The 15,278-nt window shown below is 47.7% G+C and carries 15 protein-coding genes; 6 read left to right on the top strand and 9 right to left on the bottom strand.

Going from position 1 to position 15,278, the window contains the following annotated elements; genetic code table 11:
* The first annotated feature begins 29 nt into the window (after window positions 1–29).
* Window positions 30–533 (top strand): flavin reductase, encoded by a 504-nt coding sequence (locus JFC05_RS09335; protein ID WP_198336697.1) that lies wholly within the window; start codon window positions 30–32, stop codon window positions 531–533.
* A 66-nt stretch (window positions 534–599) separates the two neighbouring features.
* A complete protein-coding gene (locus JFC05_RS09330; protein ID WP_198336696.1) occupies window positions 600–1,418 on the top strand; it encodes a sulfite exporter TauE/SafE family protein in 819 nt (272 codons plus the stop codon).
* Between the two features lie 178 nt (window positions 1,419–1,596).
* Here the strand turns inward: JFC05_RS09330 and glmS are convergent, their stop codons facing one another.
* The 7 genes from glmS to hisF form a co-directional block, all read right to left on the bottom strand.
* Window positions 1,597–3,441, bottom strand: coding sequence for a glutamine--fructose-6-phosphate transaminase (isomerizing) (glmS, locus tag JFC05_RS09325; protein ID WP_198336695.1), 1,845 nt, complete (start codon window positions 3,439–3,441; stop codon window positions 1,597–1,599).
* A gap of 165 nt (window positions 3,442–3,606) precedes the next feature.
* Window positions 3,607–4,983, bottom strand: a complete 1,377-nt coding sequence (glmU, locus tag JFC05_RS09320) for a bifunctional UDP-N-acetylglucosamine diphosphorylase/glucosamine-1-phosphate N-acetyltransferase GlmU (RefSeq protein WP_198336694.1) — start codon at window positions 4,981–4,983, stop codon at window positions 3,607–3,609.
* A 134-nt stretch (window positions 4,984–5,117) separates the two neighbouring features.
* On the bottom strand, window positions 5,118–5,708 hold the full coding sequence (locus tag JFC05_RS09315; protein ID WP_198336693.1) for a phosphatidylglycerophosphatase A family protein: 591 nt from the start codon (window positions 5,706–5,708) through the stop codon (window positions 5,118–5,120).
* Window positions 5,709–5,711: 3 nt separating this feature from the next.
* On the bottom strand, window positions 5,712–6,740 hold the full coding sequence (gene thiL / locus JFC05_RS09310) for a thiamine-phosphate kinase (RefSeq protein WP_198336692.1): 1,029 nt from the start codon (window positions 6,738–6,740) through the stop codon (window positions 5,712–5,714).
* A gap of 2 nt (window positions 6,741–6,742) precedes the next feature.
* On the bottom strand, window positions 6,743–7,678 hold the full coding sequence (gene nusB, locus JFC05_RS09305; protein WP_198336691.1) for a transcription antitermination factor NusB: 936 nt from the start codon (window positions 7,676–7,678) through the stop codon (window positions 6,743–6,745).
* Between the two features lie 504 nt (window positions 7,679–8,182).
* On the bottom strand, window positions 8,183–8,713 hold the full coding sequence (ribH, locus tag JFC05_RS09300) for a 6,7-dimethyl-8-ribityllumazine synthase (RefSeq protein WP_198336690.1): 531 nt from the start codon (window positions 8,711–8,713) through the stop codon (window positions 8,183–8,185).
* Between the two features lie 116 nt (window positions 8,714–8,829).
* Window positions 8,830–9,612 (bottom strand): imidazole glycerol phosphate synthase subunit HisF, encoded by a 783-nt coding sequence (gene hisF / locus JFC05_RS09295; RefSeq protein WP_198336689.1) that lies wholly within the window; start codon window positions 9,610–9,612, stop codon window positions 8,830–8,832.
* Window positions 9,613–9,800: 188 nt separating this feature from the next.
* Here hisF and JFC05_RS09290 point away from each other — a divergent pair, with 188 nt between their 5' ends.
* Genes JFC05_RS09290 through JFC05_RS09280 form a run of 3 tightly spaced genes read left to right on the top strand, consistent with a single transcriptional unit; the run spans window position 9,801 to window position 12,254 of the window.
* Window positions 9,801–10,970 (top strand): homoserine kinase, encoded by a 1,170-nt coding sequence (locus JFC05_RS09290; protein ID WP_198336688.1) that lies wholly within the window; start codon window positions 9,801–9,803, stop codon window positions 10,968–10,970.
* A 51-nt stretch (window positions 10,971–11,021) separates the two neighbouring features.
* On the top strand, window positions 11,022–11,345 hold the full coding sequence (locus JFC05_RS09285; protein WP_227526354.1) for a hypothetical protein: 324 nt from the start codon (window positions 11,022–11,024) through the stop codon (window positions 11,343–11,345).
* Window positions 11,346–12,254 carry a class II glutamine amidotransferase gene (locus JFC05_RS09280; RefSeq protein ID WP_198336687.1) on the top strand — a complete coding sequence of 303 codons (909 nt, stop codon included), beginning with the start codon at window positions 11,346–11,348 and terminating at the stop codon, window positions 12,252–12,254.
* Between the two features lie 168 nt (window positions 12,255–12,422).
* On the opposite strand, the gene JFC05_RS09275 is transcribed toward JFC05_RS09280, so the two are convergent.
* Together JFC05_RS09275 and JFC05_RS09270 are read right to left on the bottom strand one after the other, a co-directional pair.
* Window positions 12,423–12,980 carry a YchJ family protein gene (locus tag JFC05_RS09275; protein ID WP_198336686.1) on the bottom strand — a complete coding sequence of 186 codons (558 nt, stop codon included), beginning with the start codon at window positions 12,978–12,980 and terminating at the stop codon, window positions 12,423–12,425.
* Between the two features lie 44 nt (window positions 12,981–13,024).
* Window positions 13,025–13,741 carry a metal-dependent hydrolase gene (locus tag JFC05_RS09270; protein WP_105244363.1) on the bottom strand — a complete coding sequence of 239 codons (717 nt, stop codon included), beginning with the start codon at window positions 13,739–13,741 and terminating at the stop codon, window positions 13,025–13,027.
* Window positions 13,742–13,990: 249 nt separating this feature from the next.
* Here JFC05_RS09270 and JFC05_RS09265 point away from each other — a divergent pair, with 249 nt between their 5' ends.
* Window positions 13,991–15,082, top strand: a complete 1,092-nt coding sequence (locus JFC05_RS09265; RefSeq protein ID WP_198336685.1) for a DUF3025 domain-containing protein — start codon at window positions 13,991–13,993, stop codon at window positions 15,080–15,082.
* Window positions 15,083–15,278: the final 196 nt, after the last annotated feature.

The following is a 15,278-nucleotide window of genomic DNA, read 5'->3' as shown; positions in this document are numbered from 1 at the left end:
TTCTCAGGATTGTAGTAATGATAAAAGATATGATTGAAGCCACTGATTTTAGAGATGCCATGGCGCTATTGCCCACGGCGGTCAATGTGATCACCACCAATGGTCCGTCAGGCACTCATGGGTTTACTGCCTCGGCGGTATGTAGCGTCACTGATACACCGCCGACACTGCTTGTATGTATGAATCAAGCCGCGCGCTCACATGGGCATTTTGTGGATAATAAAGTCTTGAGCGTCAATGTGCTTGGTGCCCAGCATGAACACTTATCCAATGCTTTTGCTTCTAAACTAAGCTCAGATGAGCGCTTCGAGCAAGGGGCTTGGACTGAGCTTGTGACAGGCGCGCCTATCCTGAAAGATGCGCTAGTGAGCTTTGATTGTGAGATTGAGCACATTCAAGAAGTAGGTACGCATAGTGTGCTGATGTGCCGAGTGGTCGCTATCAAACCTCCAGAATCCCCAAGCGGGCAAGATGAGAGTTTAGTGTATTTTAACCGTGCTTATCATTACGTCGGTCAAGTTGAGCTTGTATAAGTCATAACTGGCATTAATATAGAGCACTTGCTCAGAAAATAAATCTATATAAGAAGACACTATCCCGTGGAACTACTCATTTTTTTAATCATAGGTGCACTAGCAGGGTTTGCGGCCGGGCTTTTCGGCGTGGGCGGTGGCACCATTATCGTACCGCTGTTATTTATCGTCTTTACCCAAATGGGCTACGATGCCGATACCATTATGCATCTGGCTTTGGGAACGTCGCTTGCGACCATCATCGTCACTTCGATCAGCTCGCTGATGGCGCATAATAAAAAGGGCGGCGTCATGTGGCCAGTCTTTAAAAATCTAGCACCTGGTTTGGCGCTAGGGTGCTTTTTGGGAGCAGGGATAGCAGGGCAAATATCAGGGTTATATCTGCAGCTGATTGTCGGGGTGTTTTTACTGTGGGTCGCTTATAGAATGTTTACCGCTGGTAAAAGACGTACACATATGAGTGATGCGAGTCATGCGCCTGTGGTATTACCGTCTAAACCCAAGCAACTTGCGGCAGGTGGTATTATTGGTGTGGCTTCGGCCATTTTTGGTATTGGCGGTGGCAGCTTAACGGTGCCGTATCTCACCCGTTATAATGTGGTCATGCAAAAGGCGGTAGGCACGTCGGCGGCGTGTGGTTTGCCTATTGCCATTGCTGGTGCGCTCGGCTTTATGTTCTTTGGTATGCAGCAGCAAGTTGATGTACCCAATACCATTGGCTTTGTGCATATTTATGCCTTTTTGGGCATTGCGAGTATGAGCTTTTTTACCGCTAAAGTTGGGGCAAAAGTTGCTCATATGCTCTCACCACCCCTGTTAAAGAAGTGCTTTTCGGTATTGTTATTCGTAGTGGGACTTTATTTTCTTTATAAAGGGTTGGTTTAGAGAATGATATTTGTATAATAGGGCGTGTTCTCTTTAGAATGAGAACACGCCCTAATCATATTATTTTGGCTAACAACGTTCACTAAACCCTTTGCGATCTAGTAATGCTAGACAGTAAAGGGTTTAGTATTATATAATGGTTTAATTCATAAAAAACATTTAAAATCAACAAGTTGTATCATTCAACCGTCACTGATTTTGCGAGGTTACGAGGCTGGTCGACATCTGTGCCGCGCATCACGGCCACATGGTAGGACAGTAGCTGCACAGGTATGCTATAGACGATGGGGGCCAGTATCTCGCAAACCTCAGGCACATAGACCACGTGCATTCTATCTTCTGCAACCATCTTGCTCTCTTCACTGGCGAAGACAAACAGCTCGCCATGGCGCGCATGCACCTCTTGCATGTTGGCTTTGAGTTTATCAAACATACTGTCTTTTGGCGCGAGCACCACGATTGGCATGTCTTTATCCACCAAGGCTAATGGGCCGTGTTTTAGTTCGCCGGCGGCATAGCCTTCAGCGTGGATATAAGAAATCTCTTTTAGCTTCAATGCGCCTTCTAGTGCAATAGGAAATTGTAAACCGCGACCTAAAAACAAGCAGCTTTTCTTATATTCAAAATGCTCGCTCATGACTTTGATAGGCGCATCGAGGTGTAAGCTGGCATGCAGTTGGCCGCGCAGCGCTTGTAATTTCTCTAGCAGCGTGCTCAGTTTCTCGTCTGTCATGCGCGCTTGGACGGCGCCTACCTTTAACACCAGCAGCATCAAGGCTGCCAGCTGAGTGATAAAAGCTTTGGTGGAAGCAACACCAATCTCAGGGCCCGCAAGCGTCGGCAAAAAGATATCGGTCTCGCGCACCAAAGACGACGTCGGTACGTTGCACAGTGCCAAGCTCACAAGACCGGCTGGTGTGTGTTTTTGAATATCGCGTAGCGCCGATAAGGTATCGGCTGTCTCACCAGACTGCGAGATGCAAATGACCAGTGTGTTATCGACGACGACCGGATTGCGGTAGCGGAACTCACTAGCCACTTCGACTGAGCACGGCACACGAATGAGACTTTCAAACCAGTACTTTGCCACCAAACCTGCGTGATAACTGGTGCCACAAGCGATGACTTGGACCTGTTTAATGCCTTTCAACAGTGCTTCATGGCGCTGTAAAAAATCATCACGCAGCTTAGATGGCGCATTGCTATCTACTGCCATCTCAATGGTACGAGCAACTGCATCTGGCTGCTCGTAGATTTCTTTGAGCATATAATGTCTGAACTCGCCTTTATCGGCATTATGCTGGGCGGCGTCAATCTCATGTATTTGACGTTTTACTTTTACACCATCTGCATATACGTCAATGCTGTCGCGTGTCAGCTTGGCGATATCGCCTTCTTCTAGATACATAAAGCGGTTGGTCACGGGCAGAAGTGCCAATTGATCGGACGCGATAAAATTCTCGCCGATCCCCACACCGATGATCAATGGTGAACCTAGGCGCACGGTAATCAGCTCGTCTGGGCAATCGATATGCACAATACCAAGAGCAAAAGCGCCGTGCAACATGGGAATGACTGCACGCACCGCGTCTAATAAGTCAGGTGTGGTTTTATAGATATCATTGATTAAGTGCGCAACGACCTCGGTATCGGTCTGTGAGGTAAACTCGTAGCCTTTTGCTACCAGCGTTTCTTTAAGCTCGGCATAGTTTTCCACAATACCGTTATGCACCACCGCGATCTTACCAGAGATATGCGGATGGGCGTTGCGCTGGGCAGGCTCGCCATGTGTCGCCCAGCGGGTATGGGCAATACCGATATGACCATCAAAAAACTCAGGATTGACGGCGACGGCATCGACTAAGGCTTGTACCTTGCCCACTTGGCGTTCGCGATGCAGCTCGCCATCACGAATGACCGTTAGGCCAGCGGAGTCGTAGCCGCGGTATTCTAAACGTTTTAGTCCTTCAAGTAAGATATTGGCGATATTACGCTCAGCAACTGCTCCAACGATTCCGCACATAATTATTCCTTAAATTTTATGTTCTCATACCATGTGATTTGAAAAGATGCCAATACATGGATAATCATTAATCTGTCAATATAAATAAGCAGCACCACAAATTATTGTCGTACTGCCTTAGTGGTCTTACTATCGTTTTTATCGAGTTGACGATCACCGCCGTCTTTATTTTTTAGTTGGACGCTGAAAGTTCTCTTTCTGCGTTTGCCGAGCGCGGCCAAACGCTAAGGCACTAGCATCGACATCCTTGGTAATCACCGAGCCTGCCGCTACAGTCGCTGTATCACCGATGGTAACCGGCGCCACCAAGCTGGCATTGGAGCCGATAAAGGCGTTGTCCTCGATGATGGTTTGTGACTTATTGGCACCATCATAATTACAGGTAATGACACCTGCACCGATATTGACGCCTGTCCCGACAGTCGAGTCGCCCACGTAGCTTAAGTGATTGACTTTGCTGCCCTGACCGATGGTGGATTTTTTGATTTCGACAAAATTACCGACTTTGCTCTGGTCTGCTAGTACGCTTTCAGGACGCAAATGCGCAAAAGGCCCGACATCGACACCAGCGCCAATCTTGGCATGATCAATGACGCAGTAGGGTTTGATATGACAAGCATTGCCGATATGAGCGTTTTTGATGACGCATCCTGCCTCGATATAGACATTGTCGCCTAAGGTACAATCACCCTCAAACACCACGCCAACATCGACAAACACATCTTGACCGGCGCTTAGGGTTCCTCGAATATCGACACGACTAGGATCGGCAAACTGCACGCCGGCTTCTTGTAAGTCGGCGACTAACTTTCCTTGCCACGTCCGCTCTAAGCTGGCAAGCTGCTGACGATTGTTGACGCCTTCAATCTCAAAGGTATGCTCAGGCTCAATCGCAGCGATGGCGATACCATCGGCCACGGCCATCTTGACGATATCTGTCAGATAGTATTCTTGTTGGGCGTTGTCGTTTGATAGTTTCGGCAAGTATTTATGAAGCAGGGCATTATCGACGCAGTAAATGCCGCTATTGATCTCTTTGATGGCTTGCTCATCAGCGCTGGCATCTTTTTGCTCAACGATGGCCTCGATATTACCGTTGTTGTCACGTTTGATGCGGCCTAGTCCAAACGGGTTATCTACCGTTAGCGTCAGCATCGACATGCCATCGGTGTTGGCCGACTTTAATGCGGTTAACGTCTGGCAACTGACCAATGGTACATCACCATAAAGAATCAGACTTTGACCGTCTTTTGGCAAATCAGACAGCGTGACCTTGACCGCATGCCCGGTCCCTAGCTGCTCAGTTTGTGCCACCCAAGTAAGGGCTGACTGGGCATACTGGGTGGTGATTTCAGCTTTGACTTGCTCGCCGCCAAAACCATGCACGATGATGGTCTCATCGACCGTCAGCTGGTGACAGGTGTCTAAAACGTGAGCGAGTAAAGACTTGCCAGCCAGTGTCTGCAGAACTTTGGGTTTGGCCGACTGCATACGTGTGCCTTTACCCGCTGCTAGGATAATTACCGAAAGAGGAGAAGTCATAATGGCCTACAAATGTAACAATATGTGATTTGAATTATAACGTAAATGCGTAACCAACCAAACTGCTCAGTCGTGACATCTTTGTAACGTCTTATTTGCAGCGTCACGAAATGTGCTAACGACTCATAGCAGCATCAGTTAGCAAGCGATAATACGCTACTATAAAGAATAATCCAAACAATTGCCGCCATGATGCCTGCGATGATGTCATCGAGCATGATACCTAAGCCGCCAGCGACTTTTTTATCTGCCCAGCCGATCGGTGGTGGCTTGATAATGTCAAAAAAACGAAACAGGATAAAGGCGATAAGAAGCGCGATGAGAAAAGAGGTTTGGCTGATATTTTGCCAAAAACTGCTATCGGCAACACCCATATAAGACATCGGTAGCAAGGTGAGCCACATACCCGCCCATTCATCCCAGACGATATGCGGGTTGTCGTGACCGCCCATCAGAGTGGAGGTTCTGCCGCATATTGAGTTACCAACGACACAAGACAATATAGTGATTATCAAAAACGGCAAAAAGCCGAAACTCATAAGCGGTATCGCGACGAGTAGCCCGCCCACTGTCCCCCATGTGCCAGGGGCACGGCGCGGCAGGCCACTACCGAGACCAATACCGAGCCAATAAACCACACGATCGAGCGTGCTGGCCGTGGCAGGTAGAGGTGGGCAGTCATTGACTTGCCGGATATCAGGCTTAGATAGATCATGATCGGTCATGGATTAACCTGCAAAGTGTTGGTAACCCGTCAGCGTGGGCCATGTGGCAAAAGGGGCAGGGTGCGTCGGTGTTACCCGCTGTCCTTGATAATACAGCTCAGCATGCACGTTGGTTGCCGTGTCTGCCTTGGCCAATGCTATCACCTCGCCAATACAAGTCACTGGCGTGTCACTGATATCGTTGACGGGTGGCTCGATATCAGCAGGTAAAGTAAAAGCCAGCTCATAGTCGTCGCCACCTGCCAGCTGGCATAGTAAGCGCTCAGATATATCCACGCTCGCTAACGCTTGGCTGGTTGGCAGATGCTCTAAATCAAGACGTATGCCAACGCCACTTTGCTCGCAGATATGCCCAATATCTTGATACAGACCATCAGAGATATCGATCATCGCTGTGGCGCCCACTTTGGCCAGCGCGGCCCCTAAGGTGATACGCGGCGTCGGCATGTGCAAGCGGTGCGCCAGCGCTATGCCTTGGCTGCTATCAGGATGCTGCAGCGCATATGCGGCATCCCCAAGCGTGCCTGATACATAGACTTTATCACCGACTTGCGCGCCTGAGCGATAGACGGCTGGTGTATCAGCGGCTAAAAACCCTTGCGCGCTAACGCTTAACACTAAGTTATCGCTGCGCGTGGTATCACCGCCTATCAGGGTCACGCCAAAGAGCTGGCAGGCATGAAACAAACCCTTGGCAAATTCAGTGAGCCAAGTCTCATTTACCAAGCGCTCAGGCAATGCCAGCGCCAACAAAATACTGTGCGCCGCCGCACCCATCGCGGCGATATCTGAGACATTGACCGCGACCGCTTTATAGCCAATTTGAAAGGCTAATTGATTTACTTCATCCCAATCGGCGCTAAAATGCCGTCCTTGAACGAGAGTATCAATGCAGCTGACCAAGCGCGCGCCTGTAGGCACGCTCATCACCGCCGCGTCATCACCGATGCCTTTTTCGACGTCCGTTGCCGTGCGTGCTGGCGATATTTGCATCTGTGCAAAGATGCGCTCGATCAGCTCAAATTCATTCATGGTTAGTCTTTACTTTTTTCGTCTGAATTGACAAGGTTTGAGTCCTGTAGCCCAACATCGGCGGCAGTGCTCTCAGGGGTAGGCGCGGCTGCTGCCTCATTATGTCCCTGTGCACTGGCTTTTTTACTGGCTCTATAATCACTGATATTTGCTTGAGCCTTGTTAGCACGTGGCCGTTTAATGGCTTTATTGGCACTGAGACGAGGTTTGCCAGTTGTGGTCGGCGTCTCGCTGGTGTCGTCAGCGTTAGTGACAGCCTTGGTTTCATCAGTAGTTTGCGGCTGCGGCTGTGCGGCGGGTGCAGCGGCTTTTTGTGAGCTGCGGCGGTTGGCCTTGATATCAGCCTGTACTTCGAGGTCACGCAGATCTGTGGCCATTTTATCGAGCACCGCGTTGATTAACTTGTGCGCGTCAGTGGCGCCAAAGTGATTGTTGAGCTTCATTGCTTCATCTAGTACCACTTTATAAGGAATCTCTAAGCGGTTTTGCAGCTCGTAGGCACCAATCAATAAAATAGCATGCTCAACGGTGTCTAATTTATCGATATCGCGATCGAGATGCTGACTGATAAGCGCATCTAATGCCTCGATTTGCTCGGGAATATCGCGCATCATTTCGTGATAGTAGCCGATATGTACCGTATGCATGGCGTTGGTCGCACGGGTGCGCGCGGCGATATCGTGCGGCGCATTGTCTTTCCAGCCAAGCTTACCGTCTTTATCAAAACGGCGGTCGGTGACCAGCCATTCATATAAGCCTTGCATAGCAAAGCGTCTGGCTTTGCGCACAGCGGTGTGACTGGTCTTATAAGAAGACTCACTCATATCAAATTTTTGCTCACCTGCACTGCTGCTTGCGAGACGAGTCGCTTCAGCTTGTTGGTCATTGGTTTGTGCGGTTTTTGCAGCGTTGATGGCGCGCTTGATTTGGTCAGTCATAGGGGGTAAATACCTGAATGTTAAGTGGCTATTTTGAGTAACTGCTTTTATTAACTATTTTTTGATTGACTGTATTCATCAATTATCTAACGACTATTTAATATAGATACCAATAGCGTCAGGGTACAATCAGCTTGATTGTAAAAAATAGCCTGTGATAAGAAAAGCATAGACGTTTGAACTAAAAATGTTAAATAGTAATCGACTGGCAGATGATGACAATCGAGTGTTAAAGCAAAATTGCAGCGTTTTGTCGACAGTGCCGCGAGCTTTAAGACACTGACGCCACGAGTTTTTAACCCATCAGCGCCAATCAAAAACAGTAAAGCAATAAACAGTAAATAATAAATCTATAAAACGACTGCGATATGGTAGATTCAATTTAAAAATGTCATAGCGCTACTGGTATAAACTTTCCTTGCGTGCTGTATACACAGAGGCTGCGAAAAATTCATCCTAGTCGCGCTTTGGAACTTATGCCAGTTTTGTTTTCAACTGACTATACTACGCGTCATTATCGTTGTCGTAATCGTCATCAACATCTAACTGTGATAAAACCGCTAGCATCTCAAGGACGACCATCGCCGCTTCCGAGCCTTTATTACCGGCTTTGGTGCCAGCGCGCTCAATCGCCTGCTCGATGCTGTCGGTGGTCAGTACGCCATTAGCAACAGGAATATTATAATCGATTGCAACGCTGCTTAAGCCTTTAGCAGACTCGCTCGCCACAAAATCAAAGTGTGGGGTGCTGCCACGGATGATCGCGCCTAAAGCAATAATGGCGTCAAAACGATCCGACTCTGCGGCGCGCTGGGCAACCAAAGGCAGCTCAAAAGCACCAGGGACGCGAACGACAGTGATATTGCTACCAAGTACGCCATGACGTAGAAGTGCATCGATCGCGCCATCGACTAATGACTCAACGACGAAGCCATTAAAACGACCGACGACGATACCGATACGTGCGTCTTCATTCTGATGCAAGTTACCATCGATATGGGTAATATCGTTGCGCTGCTGCTGTAAATTTGACATAAAAATATCCTTTGATTTTATTAATTGTTAAATAGTGATTTAACAATGAAAAAGGCTAAAATAAGTTGTTGACTATGATAGCATTTTTTTGCGCTCATGGTTGACTTAAGCGCTTATTATAAACGCATTTCAATCCCGCGCGCTGCCATGTATTGCTTGGCCTCTTGTACGCTATACTCACCGAAGTGAAAGATACTGGCCGCCAGCACCGCATCGACGCCGCCTTCAAGTACGCCATCGACTAAGTGCTGTAGATTACCGACACCGCCTGAAGCGATAACCGGAATGTTGACCTGATCGGTAATATGCTTCATTAGTGCTAAATCATAGCCTTTTTTTGTGCCGTCACCGTCCATCGACGTGACCAATAGCTCGCCTGCGCCAAGCTCGCTCATTTTGCTTGCCCAAGCGACGGCATCAATGCCAGTCGGTTTGCGCCCGCCATGGGTAAAAATCTCCCAGCGTGGGGTGAGTACGCCATTCACCTCTACGTCAGCGACACGTTTGGCATCGATGGCGACGACAATACATTGATTACCAAATTTCTGCGCAGCTTCACCGACGAATTCAGGTGTAAAAACCGCGGCTGAATTAATCGCCACCTTGTCCGCGCCAGCATTGAGCAGGTTACGAATATCAGCAATTTTGCGCACGCCGCCGCCCACAGTTAAGGGGACAAACACCGTCTCCGCCATACGCTCGACGGTATGATAGGTGGTATCACGCTCATCGCTGGTGGCAGTAATATCCAAAAAAGTAATCTCATCAGCGCCTTGTTCGTTGTAGCGCTGCGCTACTTCGACAGGGTCGCCAGCGTCTTTGATATCGACAAACTGTACGCCTTTGACCACGCGGCCATTGTCCACGTCCAAACAAGGAATGATACGCTTTGCTAACATAGGGTCTTTCACCTTATAATCAATTCAACCATAAGCGCTAGTCTAGCAAAATCGCTGCCATATCAGGCAGGTTTTCACAAGATTATTATGCTATTTATGATGGTTTGCTGATGCGTGGGACGATTATTGTCATTAGCGTCCAGATTTATTCTATTTATCTTCTTATCCAATTGCCAAAGTGAGATGTCATGTCCGTCTATACCCAGTTAACTGATGATCAATTTGCCGCCTTTTGCCAACGTTTTGGCGTGTCATTTGCCCGCGCGATTCCGATTACCCAAGGCATCAAAAACTCTAACTGGTTTATTCAAACGACGGACGATGTCGATGGCGCGCATGCTTATGTGTTTACTTTGTTTGAAGAGCGCCCGCCAGAAGACATCGAAAAAATGGCAGTGATATTAAATCAACTAGATGGCAAGCTGCCGGTCGCTGCCCCGTTGGCATTGGTAGCATTAGGTGCTGATGATAACGCTGATACGAAAAAACGCTATGTCATTCATTATGAAGACAAGGCGATCACCTTGGTGCCGTGCTTGTCTGGCGCGCATCCGCAAGAGACCACGCCGGCGATGTGTCATGAGATTGGCGCGGCGTTAGCGATGCTGCATGAGACCTTGCAAGCGCTAAAACCGGCACAAGACTACGGCGTGCCCCTCTATCCGTGGAGCGAGGTGCGCGACCGTGAAATGCAGTTTATGCCCGGCGATGAAGCCAAGCTCATGCGCGATATTTGGCAAGCTTATTCAAATCTACCCCTGACCGACTTACCAAAAGGCTTGTGTCATCTCGATATGTTCGCTGACAATACCCTATGGGACTTGACTAAAGGGCAGGAAAAGCTAACAGGTCTATTAGATTTTACTGAGGTCAGTGTCGAGCACTATGTGATGGATATCGCCATTACCATCAATGATTTTTGTACCACGTGGGGTGATGCTGAGCAAGGCGAGCTGGTACATTTTGATCGTCGTAAGATGGCAGCGTTTTTAGAAGGATATGAGTCAAAACGCGCGCTAAACCGCGATGAAAAACGCGCGTTACCTGTTATGCTTGCCAAAGCGGCGGTGATTTTCTGGCTTTTGCGTCTTAATGTCATTCATTATAACCGTACCGAAGGTCGGACGGGCGACAATATCATGGTGAAAAATCCTGACCTTATGAAGCGTCTGGCCGCTTATCACTGGGCGCATGTCGAAAAAGCACAAAAGACGGTATTTGTATTATCAAATGATAAGCGCGACAATCAACTCATGGGTATATTTAGTGATATCACCCACGCTGAGCAAGCGCGTGCTACTTTAAGTAATCGTCGTGACATAAGCATCAAAGAATATACGCTCGATCAATTGGCGTAAGTTTTTTTTGCTCAATACCATTTTTTGCATCCAAACCACAGAGGCGACTCTATGACCGATCAAGTTGATAACTGGCACAAACTGGCACGCTATGACACCAATATGCAAGGTGAATTGCATGCCAATCTGCTACGTAATAACGGTATCACTGTATCCTTGCAGCCGCTAAGCGCGATGCCAGGGATGAATTCAGGTATTGTGCTGTGGATACAAGATACCGAGCTGGCGCATGCCAAACGTATCTTGGACAGTATCGATACCGAAGGCGCGACGCCCTATGAGATGTTTGATGAAGGGGCAGAAAATGGCGCAAGCGCGACTGTACATCCTACCAAAAACGACGACCATAACGACAATCATGATGGTGATCTATAAATGTGCCAGCTCTTAGGAATGAACTGTAATACCCCAACCGATATTGGGTTTAGCTTTGCAGGGTTTCGTCGTCGCGGCGGTATGACGGACAGTCATGAGGACGGTTTTGGTATTGCTTTTTTTGAGCGTAGCGACTGCACCAATAATGGCGAGACGGCAAACGACTCAACAGGGCTACGTCTGTTTCATGACAACCGCCCAAGCCATCTGTCGCCAGTGGCTGATTTGGTCAATAACTATCCGATTAAGGCCATGAATGTCATCGCCCACATTCGTAAAGCCACGCAGGGACAAAACTGTCTGGCAAATACCCATCCTTTCGTCCGCGAAGTCTGGGGCGAGCAGTGGGTGTTTGCTCACAACGGGCAGATGAATGGCGAATTTATCAAGCGCTGTCAGCGCCTACAAGACAACGGCAATGCCGCGCATTGTCAGCCTGTCGGCAGCACCGACTCAGAAATGGCATTCTGCTATTTGGTCAATCGCTTAAAAAGCACTTTTAAAACCCGTCCTGACGACCAGACGCTGTTTAACTTTTTGACCACGCAGTGCCGTTATTTGTCGGCCAACGGTTTGTTTAATTGTCTAATCTCCAACGGCCGCTGGCAATTGGCGTATGCCGGTAGCTTATTGTTTTATCTCACCCGTCAAGCGCCATTTGGCGAAGCGAAACTGGCGGACGATGACTTGGCGATTAACTTTAGCGATGTCACCACCGATACCGATAAGGTGACGATTTTGGTGACCGTACCATTGACTGAAAATGAAAACTGGCAACAGTTGGCGGTCAATGAATGTCTGATATTCTCTGAGGGTGAGATTATTTATAAAGACAGCCCAAGCCAGCGTAAGTTTTTGACCATTGATGAAGGGATTGCGGTGGCACGGGCGGTTGGGGCCAGTGTATAGTCGATACACTCTAAAAATGTCATAGCGCTACTGGGATGAATTTTGCGCAGCCTCTGGGAACGCAGCACGCAAGTAAAATTTATACCAGTAGCGCGTTTAAATCCATAACAGTTTTACATTCAGCTAACTATATAGCGCTGGCAGGCACTGTATCGGTTTTACAGTGAATTAACTATATAATCCACAACAACGCTTAAACTTCTCACCCGAGCCACAAATACACGGCTGTTTCTGTGTGACAGACATAGGAACGGTCGGATCGAGAAAATACCAACGCGCATCATGATGGGCTTTATTTACTACCTTTACAAAGGCCGACAACTCGTGATGCGCTTGCAAGCCATTAGGCGTTCTAAAATAAGCTTTAAATTCAACCTGCGCGTGTCGTTTGCCAAGTTTTGCTCTGTGTTCTACAACCTCTAATCCTGCCCAATCGGTCTTAGTGGCCCATTCCTCAATTGCTTTCACATCAAGTAAGCTTTGCTGCGCGGGTAGTGTGGTTTTGACGATGTATTCTGGCTTGATAAGCACAAAAGCGCTATAACGCGTGCGCATCAGACGCTCCGCCGTTTCTGCCTGTACGCCGTCAGTTTTATCCGCTTCTTTATTTAAAACGCTGTCATGATAAGGCTGACAGCAGTCTTTATAAAGTAGGGGCGCGGTGGTGGTTTCTGACGCGGGGTTGATTTGGCAAGGGCAGGTTTGGAGGGCGGCAGAAGTCGACATAGTGTACTCTCATTATTTATCATTTTTTGCTGGTAGAGGCAGCCTTAACTTAGCCAGCCTTTTATCAATTCTGGCCATAGACCGAGCTTAAGCTTTGCCCAAGCTGCAGGATCACTGACCTGCTGCCAAAAGGTGTCAAACGGCGGCGCTATATATAACAATAACGCCAAAATAACGTATAGCAGCAAATACCACCATTTGTCTTTATGCTGATAAAACTTCATCGCCGTACCCGACGAGCGCTTCATTTTCATATTGGACAAATTGACGCTATACAACTCATCTAGAGCCAAATGCACCATCGCGCCACCAAATAAAAACAGACCATAAAACCAACTGGTTGTCAGCGGTAGATGCAGACCATAATAGCTTAGACAGGTTAACCCCAGTCCAAGTATCGCCATATAAGGCACAGAGTGGATAACGCCGCGATGTACGGTCATGGTGGTAAAGATATGAAAGATCACATAACGCATAAAACCATAACCCGCCAGCCATAATGCGATCAATGCGAGCAAGCTCAAATCACTACGCCAATGCATGACCAAGCCAAAGGCAAAGACAAACGAGGTAATATTAAAACCCAGCTTAATCGGTGTTGAGTTGTCTGAATCCAAATCTGGTAGCAATCCACCGATGGTGCCAAGCGCCACGCATACTAAAAACCCTGAATCATCAATCAATCCAGCTTTATAAACCGTCAAACTCAAGGTGCCGCTGACCATAAAAGCGACATTTAAGTGGGTATTAAAATTTGCCATAAAAACTCATCAATATAGTCGATACACTCTAAAAATGTCATAGCGCTACTGGGATGAATTTTGCGCAGCCTCTGGGAACGCAGCACGCAAGTAAAATTTATACCAGTAGCGTGTTTAAATCCATAACAGTTTTACATTCAGCTAACTATAAATAGCGCGCGAACACAACGTTTCGAGCTGCCCGTCTAGCCGTAAAAAAGCGCACCATGATACCATAAGCCGCCCATCGCCTATGAGAGATAGTTTGATATGACTGCCAGTAACCTGCCTCCTTTGCATCGTTTAGATGCGCGTTTTGACAAGCCTTTGCCAAACGATTCGTCTATACAGGCGTCAGCCGTAGCGGCAAGTAGACTTGATGATAGCTTTGCCCAGATTGACTGGCGTGCGCCGTGGCTTGGGCATGTGCAGCAGTTAGATGCCATTAGTCAAGCCATCACTCGGCTTAGTGCGGCGAGTAACTGGAGCATGGAGCGCGCTGATACTCAAAGCTCTGCTCCTGAGACTCAAGTCCTTGATATCAGCCGCACCCAAGACACGCCAGACATCATCGCGAAAGTATTAAATACCGCATTGCATCAGCAGGCAGCTGACGTGCAGCAGCAACTACCGCACACCAAGCCTGCATATAACCATAAGGTGCAGACTTTACAGTTTGTCTCGCAAGACGCGTTGCCAGAGGGCGAGGCTTACGAGAGCTTCATCGGCAGTACGGGCAATATCCCGACGCGTGATAACTTACACGACTTATTTAACGGCAGTATTTGGCTGACTTTTCCTAAGACCAAAGCCCTGCTAAACCACTATCATATGCTTGAGATTGAGCAGCAAGGGGTCGGTGCCAGTCGAGGGCGGGTGCGCGATACCATCACTGTGTTTGATGAGAACGGTGCAATTTTAGTGACCTCTGAATCTAGCATTGGTGAGGCTTTGATCGACTTTGATTGGCAAAACAGTCTAGTCAAACCAAGAAGATATTGGGATAAAATGGATAACCCTAGCAAAGACGCTAAAGCTGCGGTTTATATCTTTGGTCATGCCCTCCTTGAGCAGTTGATAGCACCGCGTAAGCCCTTGTGCGCGCATAGTGTGGTCATCAGCGTCAACCAAGATTTCTTTGCCTTGTCAACGCAGCAGCGCATCGCCTTTTTGGATGATAAATTGGCTGATTATATGAATGAATTATTATCAAAGGACACAGTCACACCGCGTCATTTATCGCCATTGCCCATTTTAGGTGTGCCGCATTTTTGGGCCGAGAATGAAGATTCTCATTTTTATGATGATGCATTTGTGTTTCGTAGTGGTCGCCGTAAAAATAATAAAAATGGATTTGGCTAGCCTCTCATTAATAACTCGCTAACACATTGTTACAGTTACGATTGTGCCACGATTTGACTACGTCCAGACGTTAACAAAGCACTATATATTTGTTATGGTAAAAGCAAGCTGATGTCAGGTCTTACAAGCACTTATACAGCTTGGGTTGATGAAAACATATATCTTAGGATTTTGTCTTACATGGTTTTGTAATAAT

The organism is Psychrobacter celer (assembly GCF_016107555.1).
Lineage (GTDB): Bacteria > Pseudomonadota > Gammaproteobacteria > Pseudomonadales > Moraxellaceae > Psychrobacter > Psychrobacter celer.
Note: the sequence above shows the minus strand (reverse complement) of the source record. Positions and strands in the feature narration are given on the sequence as shown.

What these genes read in the sequence shown, in the direction of transcription:
- JFC05_RS09335 (WP_198336697.1), top strand. Translation starts at nt 30, where the DNA reads ATGATTGAAGCCACTGATTTTAGAGATGCCATGGCGCTATTGCCCACG.
- glmS (WP_198336695.1), bottom strand. Translation starts at nt 3,441, where the DNA reads ATGTGCGGAATCGTTGGAGCAGTTGCTGAGCGTAATATCGCCAATATC.
- glmU (WP_198336694.1), bottom strand. Translation starts at nt 4,983, where the DNA reads ATGACTTCTCCTCTTTCGGTAATTATCCTAGCAGCGGGTAAAGGCACA.
- JFC05_RS09315 (WP_198336693.1), bottom strand. Translation starts at nt 5,708, where the DNA reads ATGACCGATCATGATCTATCTAAGCCTGATATCCGGCAAGTCAATGAC.
- thiL (WP_198336692.1), bottom strand. Translation starts at nt 6,740, where the DNA reads ATGAATGAATTTGAGCTGATCGAGCGCATCTTTGCACAGATGCAAATA.
- nusB (WP_198336691.1), bottom strand. Translation starts at nt 7,678, where the DNA reads ATGACTGACCAAATCAAGCGCGCCATCAACGCTGCAAAAACCGCACAA.
- ribH (WP_198336690.1), bottom strand. Translation starts at nt 8,713, where the DNA reads ATGTCAAATTTACAGCAGCAGCGCAACGATATTACCCATATCGATGGT.
- hisF (WP_198336689.1), bottom strand. Translation starts at nt 9,612, where the DNA reads ATGTTAGCAAAGCGTATCATTCCTTGTTTGGACGTGGACAATGGCCGC.
- JFC05_RS09290 (WP_198336688.1), top strand. Translation starts at nt 9,801, where the DNA reads ATGTCCGTCTATACCCAGTTAACTGATGATCAATTTGCCGCCTTTTGC.
- JFC05_RS09285 (WP_227526354.1), top strand. Translation starts at nt 11,022, where the DNA reads ATGACCGATCAAGTTGATAACTGGCACAAACTGGCACGCTATGACACC.
- JFC05_RS09280 (WP_198336687.1), top strand. Translation starts at nt 11,346, where the DNA reads ATGTGCCAGCTCTTAGGAATGAACTGTAATACCCCAACCGATATTGGG.
- JFC05_RS09275 (WP_198336686.1), bottom strand. Translation starts at nt 12,980, where the DNA reads ATGTCGACTTCTGCCGCCCTCCAAACCTGCCCTTGCCAAATCAACCCC.
- JFC05_RS09270 (WP_105244363.1), bottom strand. Translation starts at nt 13,741, where the DNA reads ATGGCAAATTTTAATACCCACTTAAATGTCGCTTTTATGGTCAGCGGC.
- JFC05_RS09265 (WP_198336685.1), top strand. Translation starts at nt 13,991, where the DNA reads ATGACTGCCAGTAACCTGCCTCCTTTGCATCGTTTAGATGCGCGTTTT.